This window comes from Tabrizicola sp. T74 (assembly GCF_057219935.1).
The window spans coordinates 18424-34962 of the sequence record NZ_JBXVVT010000007.1; the positions used below are offsets into that span (position 1 = coordinate 18424).

General features: G+C 67.9%; 16 protein-coding genes. 6 read left to right on the forward strand and 10 right to left on the reverse strand.

The window, feature by feature from the left end:
- Positions 1–52: 52 nt before the first annotated feature.
- The 3 genes from AC2EAL_RS19110 to AC2EAL_RS19120 are packed head-to-tail and all read right to left on the reverse strand — an operon-like array spanning position 53 to position 3817.
- Positions 53–373, reverse strand: a complete 321-nt coding sequence (locus tag AC2EAL_RS19110) for an RNA-binding S4 domain-containing protein (RefSeq protein WP_484725828.1) — start codon at positions 371–373, stop codon at positions 53–55.
- A complete protein-coding gene (locus AC2EAL_RS19115) occupies positions 374–3250 on the reverse strand; it encodes a helicase-related protein (RefSeq protein WP_484725829.1) in 2877 nt (958 codons plus the stop codon).
- A gap of 3 nt (positions 3251–3253) precedes the next feature.
- Entirely contained in the window at positions 3254–3817 is a 564-nt protein-coding gene (locus AC2EAL_RS19120; protein ID WP_484725830.1) for a tetratricopeptide repeat protein, read from the reverse strand.
- Between the two features lie 66 nt (positions 3818–3883).
- Between AC2EAL_RS19120 and AC2EAL_RS19125 the strand changes: the two genes are divergently transcribed.
- Positions 3884–4171, forward strand: coding sequence for an SCP2 sterol-binding domain-containing protein (locus AC2EAL_RS19125; RefSeq protein WP_484725831.1), 288 nt, complete (start codon positions 3884–3886; stop codon positions 4169–4171).
- Positions 4168–5112, forward strand: a complete 945-nt coding sequence (locus tag AC2EAL_RS19130; RefSeq protein ID WP_484725832.1) for an alpha/beta fold hydrolase — start codon at positions 4168–4170, stop codon at positions 5110–5112. The genes AC2EAL_RS19125 and AC2EAL_RS19130 overlap by 4 nt, the downstream gene beginning before the upstream one ends.
- A gap of 11 nt (positions 5113–5123) precedes the next feature.
- Here AC2EAL_RS19130 and AC2EAL_RS19135 read toward each other — a convergent pair whose 3' ends face one another.
- The 6 genes from AC2EAL_RS19135 to cobS all read right to left on the reverse strand — a co-directional run bounded on the left by AC2EAL_RS19135 (position 5124) and on the right by cobS (position 9391).
- A complete protein-coding gene (locus AC2EAL_RS19135) occupies positions 5124–5897 on the reverse strand; it encodes an ion transporter (protein WP_484725993.1) in 774 nt (257 codons plus the stop codon).
- Positions 5898–5968: 71 nt separating this feature from the next.
- On the reverse strand, positions 5969–6394 hold the full coding sequence (locus tag AC2EAL_RS19140) for an META domain-containing protein (RefSeq protein WP_484725833.1): 426 nt from the start codon (positions 6392–6394) through the stop codon (positions 5969–5971).
- Positions 6395–6436: 42 nt separating this feature from the next.
- Positions 6437–6904: a transcription antitermination factor NusB gene (gene nusB, locus AC2EAL_RS19145; protein WP_484725834.1), complete on the reverse strand. Its 468-nt coding sequence runs from the start codon at positions 6902–6904 to the stop codon at positions 6437–6439.
- Positions 6901–7401 (reverse strand): 6,7-dimethyl-8-ribityllumazine synthase, encoded by a 501-nt coding sequence (locus tag AC2EAL_RS19150; protein ID WP_484725835.1) that lies wholly within the window; start codon positions 7399–7401, stop codon positions 6901–6903. The genes nusB and AC2EAL_RS19150 overlap by 4 nt, the downstream gene beginning before the upstream one ends.
- A 5-nt stretch (positions 7402–7406) precedes the next feature.
- Entirely contained in the window at positions 7407–8489 is a 1083-nt protein-coding gene (ribB, locus tag AC2EAL_RS19155; protein WP_484725836.1) for a 3,4-dihydroxy-2-butanone-4-phosphate synthase, read from the reverse strand.
- 149 nt (positions 8490–8638) lie between these two features.
- Positions 8639–9391 carry an adenosylcobinamide-GDP ribazoletransferase gene (gene cobS / locus AC2EAL_RS19160; RefSeq protein ID WP_484725994.1) on the reverse strand — a complete coding sequence of 251 codons (753 nt, stop codon included), beginning with the start codon at positions 9389–9391 and terminating at the stop codon, positions 8639–8641.
- 83 nt (positions 9392–9474) lie between these two features.
- Here cobS and cobT point away from each other — a divergent pair, with 83 nt between their 5' ends.
- Positions 9475–10479, forward strand: a complete 1005-nt coding sequence (cobT, locus tag AC2EAL_RS19165; RefSeq protein WP_484725837.1) for a nicotinate-nucleotide--dimethylbenzimidazole phosphoribosyltransferase — start codon at positions 9475–9477, stop codon at positions 10477–10479.
- Positions 10480–10640: 161 nt separating this feature from the next.
- Here the strand turns inward: cobT and AC2EAL_RS19170 are convergent, their stop codons facing one another.
- Positions 10641–13565, reverse strand: a complete 2925-nt coding sequence (locus tag AC2EAL_RS19170; protein ID WP_484725838.1) for a hypothetical protein — start codon at positions 13563–13565, stop codon at positions 10641–10643.
- 161 nt (positions 13566–13726) lie between these two features.
- On the opposite strand from AC2EAL_RS19170, the gene AC2EAL_RS19175 reads away from it, so the two are divergent.
- The 3 genes from AC2EAL_RS19175 (at position 13727) to AC2EAL_RS19185 (ending at position 16530) form a co-directional block, all read left to right on the forward strand.
- On the forward strand, positions 13727–14422 hold the full coding sequence (locus AC2EAL_RS19175; protein WP_484725839.1) for an SIMPL domain-containing protein: 696 nt from the start codon (positions 13727–13729) through the stop codon (positions 14420–14422).
- A 129-nt stretch (positions 14423–14551) separates the two neighbouring features.
- Complete coding sequence (locus AC2EAL_RS19180; RefSeq protein ID WP_484725840.1) at positions 14552–15727, forward strand: hypothetical protein; 1176 nt, start codon at positions 14552–14554, stop codon at positions 15725–15727.
- A complete protein-coding gene (locus AC2EAL_RS19185) occupies positions 15727–16530 on the forward strand; it encodes a hypothetical protein (protein WP_484725841.1) in 804 nt (267 codons plus the stop codon). Before AC2EAL_RS19180 ends, AC2EAL_RS19185 begins: the two co-directional genes overlap by 1 nt.
- Positions 16531–16539 lie beyond the last annotated feature (9 nt).

Below are 16539 nucleotides of genomic sequence, written 5' to 3' on the forward strand. Positions count from 1 at the left end.
GGGCGTGCTCTGATGCGAAACCTTTGCATGCCAGTTAGGCCATGCGGGCGGATCATTCAAGCGGCTCTGCGCCGTCCTGCGGGTCAAGATCGACATAGAGACCCTGCGCCTCGGTCGCCGGGCCGCGCCTTGCCCCAAGGGCGGTGATGCGGACCAGGCGGATGCGGTGGCCTTGCGGAAAGGTCAGCGTGTCGCCTTCGCTGACGTCCCGGCCCGGACGGCTGACGCGGGTTCCGTTGACGCGGACATGGCCCTCAGTGATCACCTCGGCGGCCAGGCCGCGCGACTTGAAGAAGCGGGCCTGCCAGAGCCATTTGTCCAGCCGCAGTTTCTGGGCCGCATTGGGGTCAGGTTTGCCGGAAGGCCCGGCCAATCAGACCTTGCCCTTGAGTGCCAGCAGCGCCGCGAAGGGGTTGTCCGGGTCGATGGGCTTTTCGGCGCGCGGCGGGCGGGCCTCGAACGACTTCTGCCGGTCATCGCGGTTCGGCTTGCCCCCCTTGCGGTCGTCACGGCGGTCGCCTTTCGGGCGGTCGTGCTTTGGCCCGTCGTGGCGCGGGCGGTCGCCTTGCGGACGATCACCCTGACCCTCACGCTTCGGTCGGTCGCCCTGCGGCCGGTCGCCACGGGGCGCACGCTGCTGGCCTTCGCCCTCCTTACGCTCGGGGCGCGGACCGCGTTCGGGGCGGGGACGGGGCTTCGGGGCCCAGGTGAAGGTATAGAAGGCCTCCATCTCGGGTGCCGCTTCCGGCTCGGGTTCGGGGACGGGGGCGAGAATCGAGACCTCTTCCGGGATCGGCACGCCGGCGGCGATGGCGGCGGCGGCTTCCTCGGAGATTTCGGGGGCCTTGGCGACTTCGGCCTTGACCTTCGGACGTTCGGCCTTTTCGCCCTTGTAGCCCAGCCCGCCCATCAGGTCGGCGAACTGGTCAAGGGTCATGCCGGTGATCGACAGCATGTCGGGCGTGGCCTCGAAACCGGCGCGCGAATCCTTCTGGCGCAGGATGTCGGCCAGGCGTTCCAGCATGTCGATGCGGATCGCACGGGTGCCTGCGGGGTGGTAGCCGGCCAGCGTGTAATGCTGCTTCGGCACCTCGGCCACGTTCGGAATGGTGACCAAGCCCGGCGGCGGGGATTCGGGGAACTCCTGCAGCCCGTTCCAGAGCGACCACAGCACCAGACGCAGGCGGGTCGGCGCGGGTTTCAGGAGGGCGGGGAGGAAGATGGTGAACTGGCCGAAGCGGACGCCGTGCTTGCGGAGCGCGCCGCGCGCGTCCTGGTCCAGCTCCTTGACCTCGGACGCGACCTGGTCGCGCGGCAGGACCCCCATTGCTTCGGACAGCCGGAACGCGAAGCCGCGGGCGAGGCCGGTCAGGGTCTCGTCGCGGGACATGTTGAGCAAAGGCTCGAACTGGGCGGCGACCTTGCGGTCGATGAAGTGCTGCAGGCGGCGGCGGACCTTTTCGGTGACCTCGGGGCCGGCTTCTTCGTCGACAAAAGCCTCGACGGTGGGCTTTGCCGGTTCGGCGCCCTTCACGAGCTTGCCCACCGCGTTGGTGCCCCACATGAGGCCGCCCTGTTCGGTGAAATCAAGCTCGGTGTCCGGCGCGTTGTAGAAGCGGTCGGCGCGCAGGTGGAATTCCGGCTTCAGCGCCTGGATCGCGGCTTGCGCCAGCGTGCGGGCGGCATCCGGTGTCGCAGACGCGTCCTGCTTGAAGCGGAAGCCTTCCAGACGGCCGGCGAATTCGCCTTCGACCGTCACTTCGCCCTTGTCGTTCACTTCGGCCACGAGAGCCTCCTTCTGCTTCAACCGGCGAAGCAGAACAGATGTCCGCCGGTCGACAAATCGTTGGGTCAGCGCCGCATGCAGGGCATCCGACAGGCGGTCTTCTACAGCGCGCGTTTCCTCGCGCCAATGGGTTTCGTCTTCGACCCAGTTTTTCCGCTGGGTGACGTAGGTCCAGGTGCGGATATAGGCCAGTCTGCGCGATAAAGTGTCGATGTCGCCTTCGGACTTGTCGATGCGCTTGATCGCGGTTGCCAGCCAGTCCGACGGGATACGCCCGCCGCCAAGGCCCCGACCCACCAGGAACTCGAAAATCCGGGTCAGAAGGGTGGTGTGCTCGGGCCCGGTCGAGGAGCGGAAGTCCGGGATGCGGCAGACGTCCCAGAGGAGCTGGACCCGTTTTGGTTCGGTCAGGCGGTCCTGCACTTCGGGTAGCGCGGAGAGCGCCTTCAGCGCCAGCACGTCGTCGGCATCGCGCGCGCGGGTCAGCCAGTCGTTGTAGGTCGGTTCCTCCAGGCTGCGGATCAGGCGTTCAGCCGACCCGAAGTCCATCGATTCGTTGCGCCAATGCAGCTTGCGGACGGGGGCGAAGCGGTGGGTCTCGATCGCTTCGACCGTTTCCTCGTCAAAGGGCCGCACCTCGCCGGTGACGCCGAAGGTCCCGTCCTCGGTATGCCGCCCGGCGCGGCCCGCGATCTGGGCCAGTTCCTGGGGATAGAGGTTCCGCATCCGGCGGCCGTCGAACTTGGCGGTGGCCGAGAAGGCGACATGCTTGATGTCGAGGTTCAGACCCATGCCGATGGCGTCGGTGGCCACGAGGTAGTCCACGTCGCCGTTCTGGTACAAAGCGACCTGCGCGTTGCGGGTGCGGGGGGAAAGGGCCCCCATCACCACGGCGCAACCACCCTTCTGACGGCGGATCAGCTCGGCAATGGCATAGACGTTTTCCACCGAGAACCCGACGATGGCCGACCGTTCCGGCATCCGGCTGATCTTCTTCGACCCCGCGTACTTCAGCGTCGACATCCGCTCGCGCTTCAGGAAGGTCACATGCGGCACCAGCCCCGCAATCGCCCCGCGCATGGTGTCCGAGCCGAGGAACAGCGTCTCGTTCAGCCCCCGCGCCCGCAACAGGCGGTCGGTGAACACATGCCCCCGCTCGGCATCGGCGCAAAGCTGGATTTCGTCCACCGCGACGAAGTCCGCGCCGATTTCCAAAGGCATCGCCTCGGTGGTGCAGACCCAATACTGCGTGCGGTCGGGGACGATGCGTTCCTCACCAGTCACCAGCGCCACCACGGAAGGGCCGACCTTGGCGACGATCCGGTCATAGACCTCACGCGCCAAGAGGCGCAGCGGCAGGCCGATGACGCCGGTCCGATGGGCCAGCATGCGTTCGATCGCATGATGCGTCTTGCCGGTGTTCGTCGGCCCAAGGACCGCCGTCACCCGCCGGGTGGCGTCCATGGCTTAGAGCTCCTGCCCCTCGGCTTGTTTCTCCAGCCGCTCGATGGCCTCGGCGGCCCCTTCCATATGCGGGTGGATCGCAATGGCGGCCCGGTAGACCTCTAGCGCGCGCTCCGGCTTCCCGGTTTCTTCCAGAATCATCGCCAGCCCCGACAGGGCCCCGAAATGGCGCGGGTTCAGCGTCAGGACCGTGCCAATGTCGGCGACCGAGGGCCCGAACTCACCGGCCATGTAATAGGCGGTGGCGCGCGCGTTCCACGCCTCGGCAAAGTTCGGATCATGGTCGATGATCGCGGTGAAATGCTCGATCGCGGCGGGAATGTCGCCCAGGTCCATCGCATCGCGGCCGCGCTGCAACAGCAGGTCCAGCGCCGGAGAGCCCGACTTCGACCATTCGATCCAGATTTCCGTCTCGATCCGCCCGGCCTCGCCCTCTTCCGCGGTTTTCAGCCGTTCGAAGAGACCGTCCAGCTTGGCAACATCTTCGGCCTGAACCGCGGCGCAAGTCAGGAAAAGCGGCAAAAGTGCCGCAACGATACGATTGAGAATGACGGCCGGGACACGCATAACTGGAAAGTAACCGATCCGCGCCAGATATCCAGTGGTGGCAGGGTCACGAACCGGAGACTTGCGATGAGCGAAATGATCGATGCGGCCGTCAAGGCGCTGGGTGCCAAACTTTCGGGCGGCTTTGACGGGATTGCCAAGTTCGTGATCCCGGGCGAAGGCGCGATCATGCTGGACGGGCAGGGCGTGCGCGCGGGCGATGATGAGGCCGACGTGACGCTGACGGCTGAGGCGGACGTGTTCCGCGCGATCCTGGATGGCGAGATGAACCCGACGATGGCCTTCATGACCGGCAAGCTGTCGGTGGACGGCAACATGGGGCTGGCGATGAAGCTGGGCTCGGTCCTGGGGTGAAACAGGACAGCGCCCTTCCCGCGCCGTTTCATGAGCGTGTCGCCGATGCCCCGCCGGGCGCGGTGGTCGTCTGGGCGCAGGTCGGGGCGGCGCGGATCCGGCTGGCCTCCTGGAAGGCCGGACAGAAGGGCACAGTGCTGCTGTTGCCGGGCCGGACGGAATGCATCGAGAAATACGGTCGCGCTGCGGGCGATCTGGTGGCGCGGGGGTTTTCCGTCATCACCATCGACTGGCGCGGGCAGGGGTTGGCCGACCGGGCGCTGCCCGACCGCATGATGGGCCATGTCGGCGATTTTGCCGAGTTTCAGCAGGACCTTGACGCCATGCTGGCCGAGGCGGCGCGGCTGGACCTGCCGCAGCCCTTCTACATGATGGCCCATTCGATGGGGGGCTGCATCGGTCTGCGCGGGCTGATGCGGGGGCTGCCGGTCAAGGCAGCGGCGTTCTCGGCCCCGATGTGGGGCATCGCGATGGCGGCCTGGCTGCGTCCGGTGGCGACCGTCGTCTCGGCCCTGGCTGGTCCGCTGGGCTTGGTTAGCCGCTATGCGCCCTCGACCAGTGCCGAAACCTACCTGCTGCAGGCGCCGTTCCAGGGCAATGTCCTGACCACCGACCGCGAGATGTGGGACTACATGCGCCGCCAGGTCGCCGAAGTGCCCGAACTGGCGCTGGGTGGCCCGTCGATCGGCTGGCTGAAGGCCGCACTTCGGGAATGCGCGGCGCTGGCGGCGCTGCCCGCGCCACGGGTTCCGGCGATCTGCGCGCTCGGCACGGCGGAAAAGGTGGTCGACGTGCCACCGATCCATTTGCGGATGGCGGGCTGGTCCAACGGCCAGCTGGACCTGTACCCTGGCGCCGAGCACGAGGTGCTGATGGAAGGCCCGGCGATGCGCAAACGCTTTTTCGACCGCGCGGCGAGCCTGTTCGAAGCGAACCGCTAGCGGCTCGGTCGCTAAGCCTTCGTGTCAAGCTTGCGTTCGATGGCGTCCAGCCGCTCCATCACCTTGGCCTCGAAGGCCTGGTCGCGCTGTTCCTCGGCCTCGCTGGCGGCTTCCTGCATCGAGTTGACGATGAGGCCGACGATCAGGTTCAGCACCGCAAAGGTGGTAATCAGGATGAAGGGCACGAAGAAGGCCCAGGCGTAAGGATAGACCGCCATCACCGGGCGCACGATCTCGCCCGACCAGCCTTCCAGCGTCATGATCTGGAAAAGCGTGAAGGAGGTCGCGGTCAGGCTGCCGAACCATTCCGGGAAGCTTTGTCCGAACAGCTTCGTCGCCATGACCGCGGCGATGTAGTAGATGATGAGGATCAGAAGGAAGACCGACCCCATCCCCGGCAGCGCGCGCCCCAGCCCGTCGACCACCCGGCGGAGCGAGGGCACGGCCGAAACCACGCGCAGGACCCGCAGGATGCGCATGGCGCGCAGGACCGAGAAGCTGCCGGTCGCAGGCAGAAGCGAGATGCCAACGATCACGAGGTCGAAGACATTCCAGCTCGACCGGAAAAAGCGCAGTCCCAGCGCGTAAAGCCTGAGGGCCAGTTCCACGACGAAGATCCCCAGGCACAGGCGGTCTATGGCCAGGATCAGCCCGCCCGCACGCGTCATGACCCAGGGGAAGGTCTCCAGCCCCAGGGTGACGGCGTTGATGAGGATGACGGCAATGATGAAGCGCGAGACCGCCGGGCGGTCGAGGAAGGCGGCTACGGCGGCGCGTGCGGGCATGAGACCTTCTCGGTTGGGGACGTTGCGGGCGATATGGGTCATGGCCCGCGATCCGTCCAGACCCCAGGGCCCTAGTCCTTCGGCGTGCAGGTCAGACAGCGGGTCAGTGTGCTTTTCAGGTCGTTCGCAAATTCCATGCTGCGCCCGTCCGGCCCGGTCAGGACCAGGTTCCGGGTCCCGATCTGCTCGACCCCGGTCATCGCGGACAGGGTCTCGAAGTAAAGCTTTTCATCGGCCAGCCTGTCGCAAGCCATCCGCGTTGCCCGCAGGGCCCCAAGGCTCAGTTGCGGAAAAGTGGCGAGGTTCTGGCCGGCATAGCTGTTGCAGGGCGCCTTGCCGCTGACGCCGCCTTCCGGCCCGAGCTTCAGCGTCGCCGGAATGTCCACGACCTTGCCGTCGATGGCCATAAGCTCCCATTCGGAGCCGGTCGGGTCTTCTGCCTCGGCGGCGGTGCAGGCGGTCACGGCAAGGGCCGCGAGTACAGGAAGCAGGCGCATGTCACGGGCTCCGTCACTGGATGGTTCATCCCTTTCGACGCGTCAGAAGGCCTCGGGCTTGGCCTCGCGCGCCATGTGATCGAGGACGGCGTTGACGAACTTGGGTTCCTTGCCGTCCGGGAAGAAGGCATTGGCCACGTCGACATATTCGGTGATCGCGACCTTGGGGGGCGTGGGCAGGTCGACGAGTTCCGCCCCCGCGGCGCGGAACAGCGCGCGCAGGACCGGGTCGATCCGGTCGATCGGCCAGGCCGCGACCAGCGCGCGGTCGGTCAGCTGGTCGATCTTCGCCTGCCAGTTCACCGCCGCCGCCACCACGGCGCGGAAGTGGTCGACGTCGCCCTCGGCGAACTCGCCTTCTTCGTAGGTCGCGCCGAAACGGTGCGTCTCGAACTCGCGCGTCACGGCCTCGACCGTCTGGCCCGAGACCTCCATCTGGAACAGCGCCTGCACGGCGTAAAGCCGCGACGCCGATTTCATCTGGCGCTTTTCCGTCCGCTTGTCCGTCATGCCCGGAAACCGATCCCCTTGGATTTCCCGGCCCATTTGCGCGAAAGTGCGATCAGGTGCAAGGCCGCCGCCGCCGCCCCGCCGCCCTTGTTCTGACCCGCCGGGTCCGCCCGCACTTCGGCTTGCGCGCGGTTTTCCACCGTCAGGATGCCGTTGCCGATGCAGGCCCCTTGCAGGCCCAGAAGGCTGATCGCCCGGCTGGAATCATTGCAGACCGTGTCGTAATGCGTCGTCTCGCCCCGGATCACGCAACCAAGCGCGACATAGCCGTCATATTCGGCAAGCCGTTCCGCCATCGCGATGGCCGTGGGTACTTCCAGCGCGCCCGGCACTTCCACCAGATCCACTTCGGCCCCGCAGGCCGCCCCAACCGCGCGTGCCCCGGCGACCAGGTTGTCAGCGATGTCCTTGTAGTAGGGCGCGACGACAATCAACAGCTTCACCGGCTTGTCGAAGCTGGGCAGCGGCAGCGTGTAATGCGTTTCGGCGGTGGCCATGGGCCTTACTCCTTGATCGCGCGGGTGCCCGCGATGGTCAGGTCATACCCTTCCAGCCCCACCAGCTTTGGCTGGACCGAGTTGGTCACGAGCGTGATCGCCGACAGGCCAAGCGCCGACAGGATCTGCGCGCCGATGCCGTACTGGCGCAGGGTCTGGGGCGAATGCTCGCCATCCTCGACCATCTTCATCGTGGTGTCGCGGAGAAGGACGACCGCCCCCCGCCCCTCGGCCGCGATGATCCGCATGGCGGCGGGCAGGTCAGAGCCTTCGCCAAGGCCCAGCACATCCTCCAGCGGGTTCAGCGCATGGACCCGGACCAGCACGGGGTCCGACGTCGTGAGATCGCCCTTGGTCAGCACGACATGGTCGGCACCCTGCAGGTCATCGGTGAAGACCCGCATCAGCCAGTCGCCGCCATGGACCGAGGTCACGGCCTTGACCGAGCGTTCCTTGACCAGGTTGTCGTGCTTGCGCCGGTAGGCGATGAGGTCCGAGATCGTGCCGATCTTGATCCCGTGCTTCTGGCCGAAGGCGATGAGGTCCGGAAGGCGCGCCATGGTGCCGTCGTCGTTCATCACTTCGCAGATCACGCCCGAAGGGTTCAGCCCGGCCAGCCGCGAGACGTCCACCGCGGCCTCGGTATGGCCCGCGCGGACGAGGACGCCGCCGTCCCGCGCCCGCAGCGGGAAGATGTGCCCGGGGCTGGCGATGTCAGCAGCGCCCTTCGTCGGGTCGGTCGCCACGGCCACGGTCCGCGCCCGGTCCGCCGCCGAGATACCGGTCGAAATCCCCTCGACCGCCTCGATCGAGAGCGTGAAGGCGCTGGAATGGCGGCTGGAGTTCTTGCGGTCCATCAGCTGCAGGCCCAGCTGGTCGACCCGGTCCGAGGTCAGCGCCAGGCAGATCAGCCCCCGGCCGTGCGTCGCCATGAAGTTGATCGCGTTCGGCGTGCACATCTGGGCCGGGATCACCAGATCGCCTTCGTTTTCACGGTCCTCGTGGTCGACCAGGATGAACATTCGCCCGTTGCGGGCGTCCTCGATGATCTCTTCGATCGAGGAGATGGCGTCGGAATATTCGGACATGGCAGTGCCTCGCAAGCTCTCCATGCCCCTCTAGCGCGGGTGGGTCGCAAAGGCCAGAGGGGGTAGGGTGCAGAGCCGCTGTGCATTGCCGCAGCCGGGCGCCAGAGCTTTCAAAGGCTCCGTCACGATGTCTTCGAAGAAATCGTCCGCTAGGTCCGGGCGGAGAGGACCGTCAGGCAGGCGACTTCGGCAAGCTGCTGGGTCGCGCCCAGGATGTCGCCGGTCTGGCCGCCGATCTTGCGGAGCGCGGTGTAAGCCAGCCAGAGGCTGACCCCAAGTGCTGCGAAGACCAGCGCCACCGCTGTCCATCCCGTCAAGGCCACGGCAAGCCCCGCTGCAAGGGCCAGGCCGATCAGGGCGGTGGCGGGGCTTGGCCGCCCGGTCGCGTGGCTTAGCCCCGTGCTGCGGGCATTGGGCAGGAGGGCCATCACAAGGGCCATGGGCGCGCGGGAGAGGGCTCCAGTCGCGATCAGCGCCTCCCAATGGGCACCGTGGACGAGCATGGCTGTCAGTGCAGACCAGCGCGCGAGGGTGACGAGGACGAGCGCAAGGACGCCGTAGCTGCCAACCCGGCTGTCCTTCATGATTTCCAGCCGCCTTTCGCGGGTCCAGCCGCCGAACAGCCCGTCGGCGGTGTCGGAGAGGCCGTCTTCATGAAGCCCGCCCGTCAACATCGCACCCAGCGCCAGGACCAGGACTGCCGTCACGCCCGGTGTCACGCCGAGCCACAGCGCGCCCGAGGCGACGGCGGCCCCCAGCGCACCGAGGATCGCTCCGACCAGGGGCCAGGCCCAGGCCGAGGCGGCCCCCGTCCCCCGGTGGTTCGGAAGCGGCAGGCGGGACAACAGCGCGAAGGCCGACAGAAGGTCGGAGGGCAGCCGGACGGCGATGTCGCGAAGCATGGTCAAAGCGGCTGTTCCCGGCTGGCGTTCGGTTCGCCTCTGGGGTAGCCCCAAGCCCGAGCAGGATCAATCCGGAGAAACCGATGCCCTTCCAATCCCTTGCCGAAGTCCATGCCATGCTTGCCGCGCTGCCCGCCCCCGATGCGGCGGCGATTGCGGCAGCCGAGGCGAGGAATGGCCAGCTGACCAAGCCGCCGGGGGCGCTGGGTCGGCTGGAGAAGCTGGCGATCTGGATGGCGGGCTGGCAGGGCACCGACAAGCCCACGGCCGATAAGCCCCAGATCGTGATCTTTGCAGGAAATCATGGGGTTACGGCCAAGGGCGTTTCGGCCTTCCCGGCGGAGGTGACGGTGCAGATGGTGGCGAACTTTGCCCATGGCGGGGCGGCGATCAACCAGCTGGCCCGGGCGTTCGGGGCAAAGCTCGACGTCCATGCGCTGGATCTGGACCAACCGACGGCCGACTTCACCGAAAGCCCCGCGATGACCGAGGCCGAGGTCGTGGACGCCCTGCGCCGCGGCTATGAGGCGGTCAACCTGGAGGCGGATGTCTTCGTCGCGGGCGAGATGGGGATCGGCAACACGACCTCGGCCGCCGCTATCGCGACAGCGCTCTATGGCGGGGTCGGCTGGGCGGGTCGGGGCACCGGGGTGGATGACGCGGGGTTGCGGCGGAAGGAATCAGCGGTCGCTGCGGGGGTGGAGCGGCACAAGGCACTGCTCGGTGATCCGCTGCAGGTGCTGCGCTGCCTTGGCGGGCGCGAGATCGCGGCGATGGCGGGGGCGATCCTCGGCGCGCGGATGGCGCGGGTGCCGGTGATCCTGGACGGGTTCATCGCCTGCGCGGCGGCGGCGGTGTTGGAGAAGGCCATGCCGGGGGCTTTGGAACATTGCGTTGCAGGGCACCAAAGCGCCGAAGGGGCGCATGCGCGGCTGCTGGAGAAGCTCGGGAAGGAACCGCTTCTGTCGCTGGGCCTCAGGCTTGGCGAAGGCTCGGGCGCGGCGCTCGCGATCGGGGTGGTGCAGGGGGCGGTGGCCTGCCATTCGGGCATGGCGACCTTTGCCGAGGCGGGCGTCGCCGCAGGGTAACGGGCGGCTCCTCGTTCGACTTCGTCTCCTCGTCGCGAGGGCCACCGCGAGGAGGGACGAAGTCCCCGACGAGCTTTCGCGCAAGGTTTACGCCCGGTAAACGTCCACAGGCAAGCCTTTGATTTGTATGGCGCAGTCCAGGCCGTCCTGCGTGGACAGGCTCAGGCCTTCGGCATCTTCAGGCTGATCAGCCGCCCGCCCTTCTGATAGCGGACCTCGGTCTCGGTGATCGCCTTCACGGTGCCGCCGTCGATCTTGTCGCCGACCTTGACCTTCTTGTACTTCCCGTTCGCCTGCCGGACCAGCGCGTACCGGCGCGAGTCGGTGCCGTAGGTCCCGATCAGGTTGATCTTCGACAGGTTGATCGCGTTCTTGTAGGTCGCCTGCTTGGCGACGTTCGCCTTGGTCGGTATCGACGGCGCGGCCGAGGCGGTCTCGGGTTCGTCCAGCTCGTCGATCTCTTCCGGCTTCGCCTCGGGCGCGGCGGCGGCGACTTCGACCGTCCCGGCATCAGCCTCGGGCACCGGTTCGCGGACGGCGGCGGCGACGGCGGCCTCGACGGCAGCGCTAAGGTCGCGGGGGCGCTCGGCAGGGCGCATCGAGATGGCCACAATGGAGGGGTTCTGCGCCTCAAGCGCGGCGGCTTCGGCCAGCTTGGCTTCGGCCTGCGCGGTCAGCGAGGCGCCCTGCGCCCCAAGGTCGGCCGGGGCGCTGGTGGGCAGGACAGCGGCGGCGGCGGCGGTCACGCTGGCGGGGCGCGGCAGCGGGCGGAGGCCGGCGAACTGGATCGCGTCCTCGGTTCCAAGGGCCGCGTCATCCGCCGAAGGGGCCGGGACCAGCCCCTCGGGCCGCGGACGCGGGCGGAAACCGGCCATCGCGGGGTCGGCCGGGGGCAGCGCGGTTTCCTCGGCCACGGCGGCCTCTCCGCCGGTGACAAGCGAGGCCCCGGAGGCCGGGTTGACCGGGTCGGCAGCGGGGGCCGAAATGGCAAGAGCCGCCTGGGCGGCGGCTGCAGCGGTTTCACTGCGCGCCGGCGGCAGAAGGGGCGGCTTGCCGGCGATCAGCATCACTCCGTCCGGACTGACGATCCCTTCGGCGGTCGGCATCAACAGCCCGTTGGCATCAAACCGGTAGACCGTGCCGGGCGCGGGCGGCAGCATCATCGGGTCGGGCAGCGCATCGGGCGTGTCGGTCAGCGACGGCAGGGCCAGGGCGTCCAGGGCCGGGGGCGGGGCGTCCATCGCCGACAGGAAGATTTCGTCCTGATCCTCGACCGGGGCGGGCGAGGCGGCGACTTCGGTCGCGACCGTCGTGCCGGGAGCGGGTTCCGGGGCGGGTTCGGCAGCCACAGCAGGCTCGGCTGCGGCGGTTTCCTCGGGGGCCGGTTCCACCACCGCTTCCGTCGCGGCGGTCAGTTCCGCGGTCTCAGCAGTCTCGGCCAGCGCCGGGTCCTCGGCTGCCGCGACGTCCTCGGCAGCGGGCTCTTCGCCGCCAAGGTTGACCGGCAGGCTTTCGGTCGCGAGCTCTCCGACATCCGCGGTTTCGCTGACCCCCGCGGCCTCGGGCAGGGGATCGGTCATCCCCTCGGGGTCCTGCATGTCGGCCAGCATCTCGTCGGCGGCATCCGGCACGACCTCGGTCGCGCTTACATCCTCGGTCGCGGAACTGCCGCCGAGATAGAGCGAGGACCAGAGGCCGATCAGCGCAAGGAACAGGAGAAGAAGGCCGACCAGCACCATGAAGACGGTACTGGTGCGTTTCTTGGCCGGGGCCGCTGCGCCGAATGTGCCGCCGGGGCGGGCGGGAGACTTGACGGTGGTCGGGCCGATCGGCGGGCGCGGGATGTCGCTGCCCTTGACCTTGGCCTTGCCGGCGGCCCGCGTGCCCGGGATCGAGGGGGCAGTGACGAGACCGGAGAAGCCCTTGGCAGCGGTCGGACGGGCAATCGGGCCACGGGCCGGGATCGCGGTCGCGGCCGGCCGGGTCACCCCGTCGACGGGGCGTACGGTCGCATCCGCGGCTGATGCGCGGCGGCTGGCGAAGGCAACCATCGCGGCCGAGGACGGCGCGGGCGGAATGTCGTGATCGTCGTCAGCGGGCACCTTGGCTGCGACCTTTGCCGGGACAGGGGGCAGGTCGTCGTCGGGGAAGGCCGTGCTGTCGGTGACATGCGCGAAGGGGGCTTCCTCGGGTTCTGCCACCGGCGCGGGCTTGTCGGCTGCGGCTGCAGGGGCAGCAGGTGGAATGTCGTCGAGGGTTACCGTCGCGAGCGAGGTGTCGAAGGGTTCGGCATCAGCGGCTGCAACGGGCGCCGGGTCATCGAACGGTGCCGGGTCGTCCTCGATGCCGTCGTCCAGCGGGTCCAGACCGGGCTCGGGCACCTGGGGCGCCGCAGGGGCCTCGGCGATTTCGGGAAGCTCGGCGTTCAGTGCCTCTTCCAGGCCGGGCAGAGGATCGTCCTCCGGGGCCGGATCGGCGGCTGCCGCGGTTGCGACAGAGGCAGCCGCCGCCGCTGGCGCCGGATCGGCCTTCGGTAGTTCGCGGTGGAGGACCGAGACCGGATCGCGGTCGCGCTCGACCGTCTCGTCCTCGGCGAGGATGCCCGCAGCTGCCGCAGCGGGACCGAACCAGGGCTCGCCGACGAAGGTGCCATCTTCCGGGATCGCCACGAAGGAGACCGGGTTCAGCCGGTGTTCGACGGCAAAGGCCTCGGCCTCGGCCAGGGTTTCCTTGGCGATCACCGCGACCTTGACTGTTGCGCCCTTGCCGGACCAGTCGAACACCAGGTCGTCGATCGCATAGGGCGTGCGGCCTTCCAGCGCCGTGGCGATCTGTCGCCGCTTGTCGTCGCGGCTGGGGCCGGGGGCGTGAACCTCGGTATACAGGATCTGGCTGTTCGGCAGGATAAGCTTGGTGGCCACCCCCATCGGCGACAGGCCAAGCGCGGTCTTGCGCATGTAGTCCAGGGCTTCGCCCAGATCGGGGGCATCGAAGGCCACTTCGCCGATCGAGAGCCAGCCTTTTGGCGTCCGGTGCAAGAGACCGATGGTCTCGCGCGTCAGGTCAAGTGCAAATGTCGGTTTCATGTCGCGGGTCTAGCACGGATCGTCAAAGCGCTGGAACGTGCCCCAGCCGGTTGCCGCCTTACTAAAGCAGCTTTTCGCCTAAGGGAAGGAAAACGACCAAGGAAGCGGTTGCGGCCTGCGTCACAACTGCGAAATGTCACGCCAGATGAAGGAGACCCCCCATGCGTGCGCTGTCTGTCCTGTTCCTGTCCGCAGCCCTTGTCCTGCCGCTTGCCGCGCCTGTGCTGGCCGATGATACGCCCACCCGGACGATCAGCGTGACCGGCACCGGCACGGTCGAGGCCGCCCCCGACATGGCGACGGTGATGATCGGTGTGACCACGCAAGGCGCGACGGCGGCCGAGGCGCTGTCGGCCAATACCGCGGCGACCGATGCGGTGATCGCGCGGCTGACGGCCTCGGGGATCGAGGCGCGGGACATGCAGACCTCGAACCTGATGATCAACCCGAACTGGACCGGCTATGACAGCTCGTCCCCGACGATCTCGGGCTATGTCGCATCGAACATGCTGACGGTGCGGGTTCGCGCGCTGGATGCCACGGGTTCGATCCTGGATGCGGCCGTGGCCGACGGAGCGAACACGCTGAACGGGCTGACCTTCGGGCTGGCGGACCCCGAGCCCGCCTACAACGAGGCGCGCAAGGAAGCGGTGGCCGATGCGAAGGCGAAGGCGGAACTGCTGGCCACGGCTGCAGGGGTTAAGCTGGGCCAGGTGGTGTCCATCATCGACAACGGCGCGATGACCGACCCCGCGCCCATGTACCGCGAGGCGGTGTCCGCCGCTCCGGTGCCCGTGGTGGGGGGCGAGCTTGGGCTGATCGCCAACGTCATGGTCACCTTTGCTATTGCCGAATGACCGGACGGTAGGGGCTGGACAGGCAAACGGCGGAATTCTAAGGGGTTCCGCCGGGATTTGTCATGATTTGGCCCAAGTCGACGGGCACAAGGCACGAAAAGACTTCCGGGCCTGGGCAGAGGTTTAAAGGTGTTTCGCAGCCCCTTAGCTATGGTGATCTTCGTGATCGGCGCCGTGATCGGCGTCGGTTTCGCCTTGGTCAGGTATCAGGTGCTGGATGCCGTTCTGCCGACCGAGATGATGGCCGCGCTGAACGAGGCCAGGGCGGCTTCGGACGATGCACCGGCCTCCAAGGACGACGGCAAGCGCAAGGTCGAGCCCACGGCCGAGGATGGCCCCGGCAAGTTCCTGGTCGACAGCCCCGAGGGTCTGCGCGCCGACGGTCCGATCGCGGCGATCTCAGGGAACCTGCCCCTGTTCATCGACAACGTGATCAGCGGCTACGCTACGGTGACGGAAGACGCGGTTCCGGCCTCGGTCACCACCATCCGCCCGATTACCGGCTGCCGGCCGACCCCGCCTGCCGAGGGTACGGTCGTGGGCCATGTGACGGCGGGACAAAGCGGCCTGCGCCTGCCGCTGACCACCTACGATGACGGCGATCTGGCCCGGGGCGTGCAGGCCTTTGTCGATGCCTTCCGCGCCGGAGAGGCGGACCCCTCCGCCATCCTGCGCGGACCGGTCTATGAGGCCTATGACGTCGCGGTGACGGAAACCCGCGCTCCGGTCTATCTGGTGCTGGAAAACCAGGCGGGCAACCGGATCTGGAACATCCATGTGGCCCCTGGCACCCGCATCGAACGGGTTGTCCTTCTGGGCGGGGACCAGGCGGGCGTGGCCAATCTTGACCCGGTCGTGCCGGTCGAGGTGATCCTGGGGCAGGGGCTGGCCGATTGCGGCGTCCGCCCGGCCTATACGCTGAACCCCAACCACGCGCTTCTGGTCGGGAATGCCAGCGGTGCAACCAGCGCCGATGGCGGGCAGCTGAGCCCGGCCGAGCTTTCGGATGCGGTCGATGCCTATGACAACTGGTTCCGCGACACCTTCGGCGTGCTGGCAAGCACAACGCGGGCCGGTTTTGACGTGGGCACGATCTCTGCCGTAGGCCCGGTGCCGCGGCAGTCCGAGGCCAAGGCGGACTATGTATCGATCCTCGGCTCGACCCTGCGGACGACGCAAGGCACCTATTTCGACATCGAAGGACAGGTGGCCGCGGGCCAGGATTTTGCATCCAGGGTCAAGGCGATCGCCACGACCTTCGCCTTCGGTGACCTGAACTACTTGCGGCAAGGGGCGGACTTCTGATGCTGCGTGTGCTGATCGGTACTGGCGCCTTGCTGATGGCCGTGGGCTTCGGGGCGGCCGGCTGGCAATACTGGCAGTCGCTGCCGGCAGCGCCCGCTGTTGCGGCTGAGACGAGTGCTGCTGACCCTGCAGCCGAGACGCCCGTGCCCGCGCCGATGCAGCAGGTCTGGCTTGCTTCGCCCAGCGGCGGTCTGATCGCACAGGACGTGGCTTACGGCTATCTTGTGCAAGACCGCTATGCACCCGCGCGGATGGTTCTGGTGACGCGGCAGGCCAATCTGTCCGACCTTCTGGCATCGGGCGAAGCCCTGCCGGAGAACGAGTACCTGCAGGTTCTGGCCGATATCCGCGCGCCACGGGTGGCCGAGGGGCTCTGCGCGGTCGTGCTGCAGGCTGCGGCCACCGACTGTGCGGTCAATTCGGCCCGGGTGGTGGAGGGCAGCGTCGATCCGGCCACTGGCACGGCCCTTTTCCAGCTGGAGCTGGTCTACCGGCTGCCAGCGGGCGACGAACCGGTGCCGGACCTTGCGACCCATGTCTTCCGGTCCGCCACTGTTGCCTTGACGCTTGAGGCAGGCGCGCCCGGGACTGAAAGCGCGGATGCAGCCCTTGGTGCCGCGCTCGCAGCGGCGAAGGACGCCTGCGCCGGAGAGACCGTGGGCCAATTGTGCCGGGTCCTACGGGTGTCGCTGGACTGGGCACCCGGCAAGCCCGTGCAGGCAACCGCGAACATCGGCTGGCTTGATGCCTTGCCGGACGGCGTATTGGTGGCCCCGCCGCTGACCCCCGCCAAGGACGGCTGAGCAGCGGGG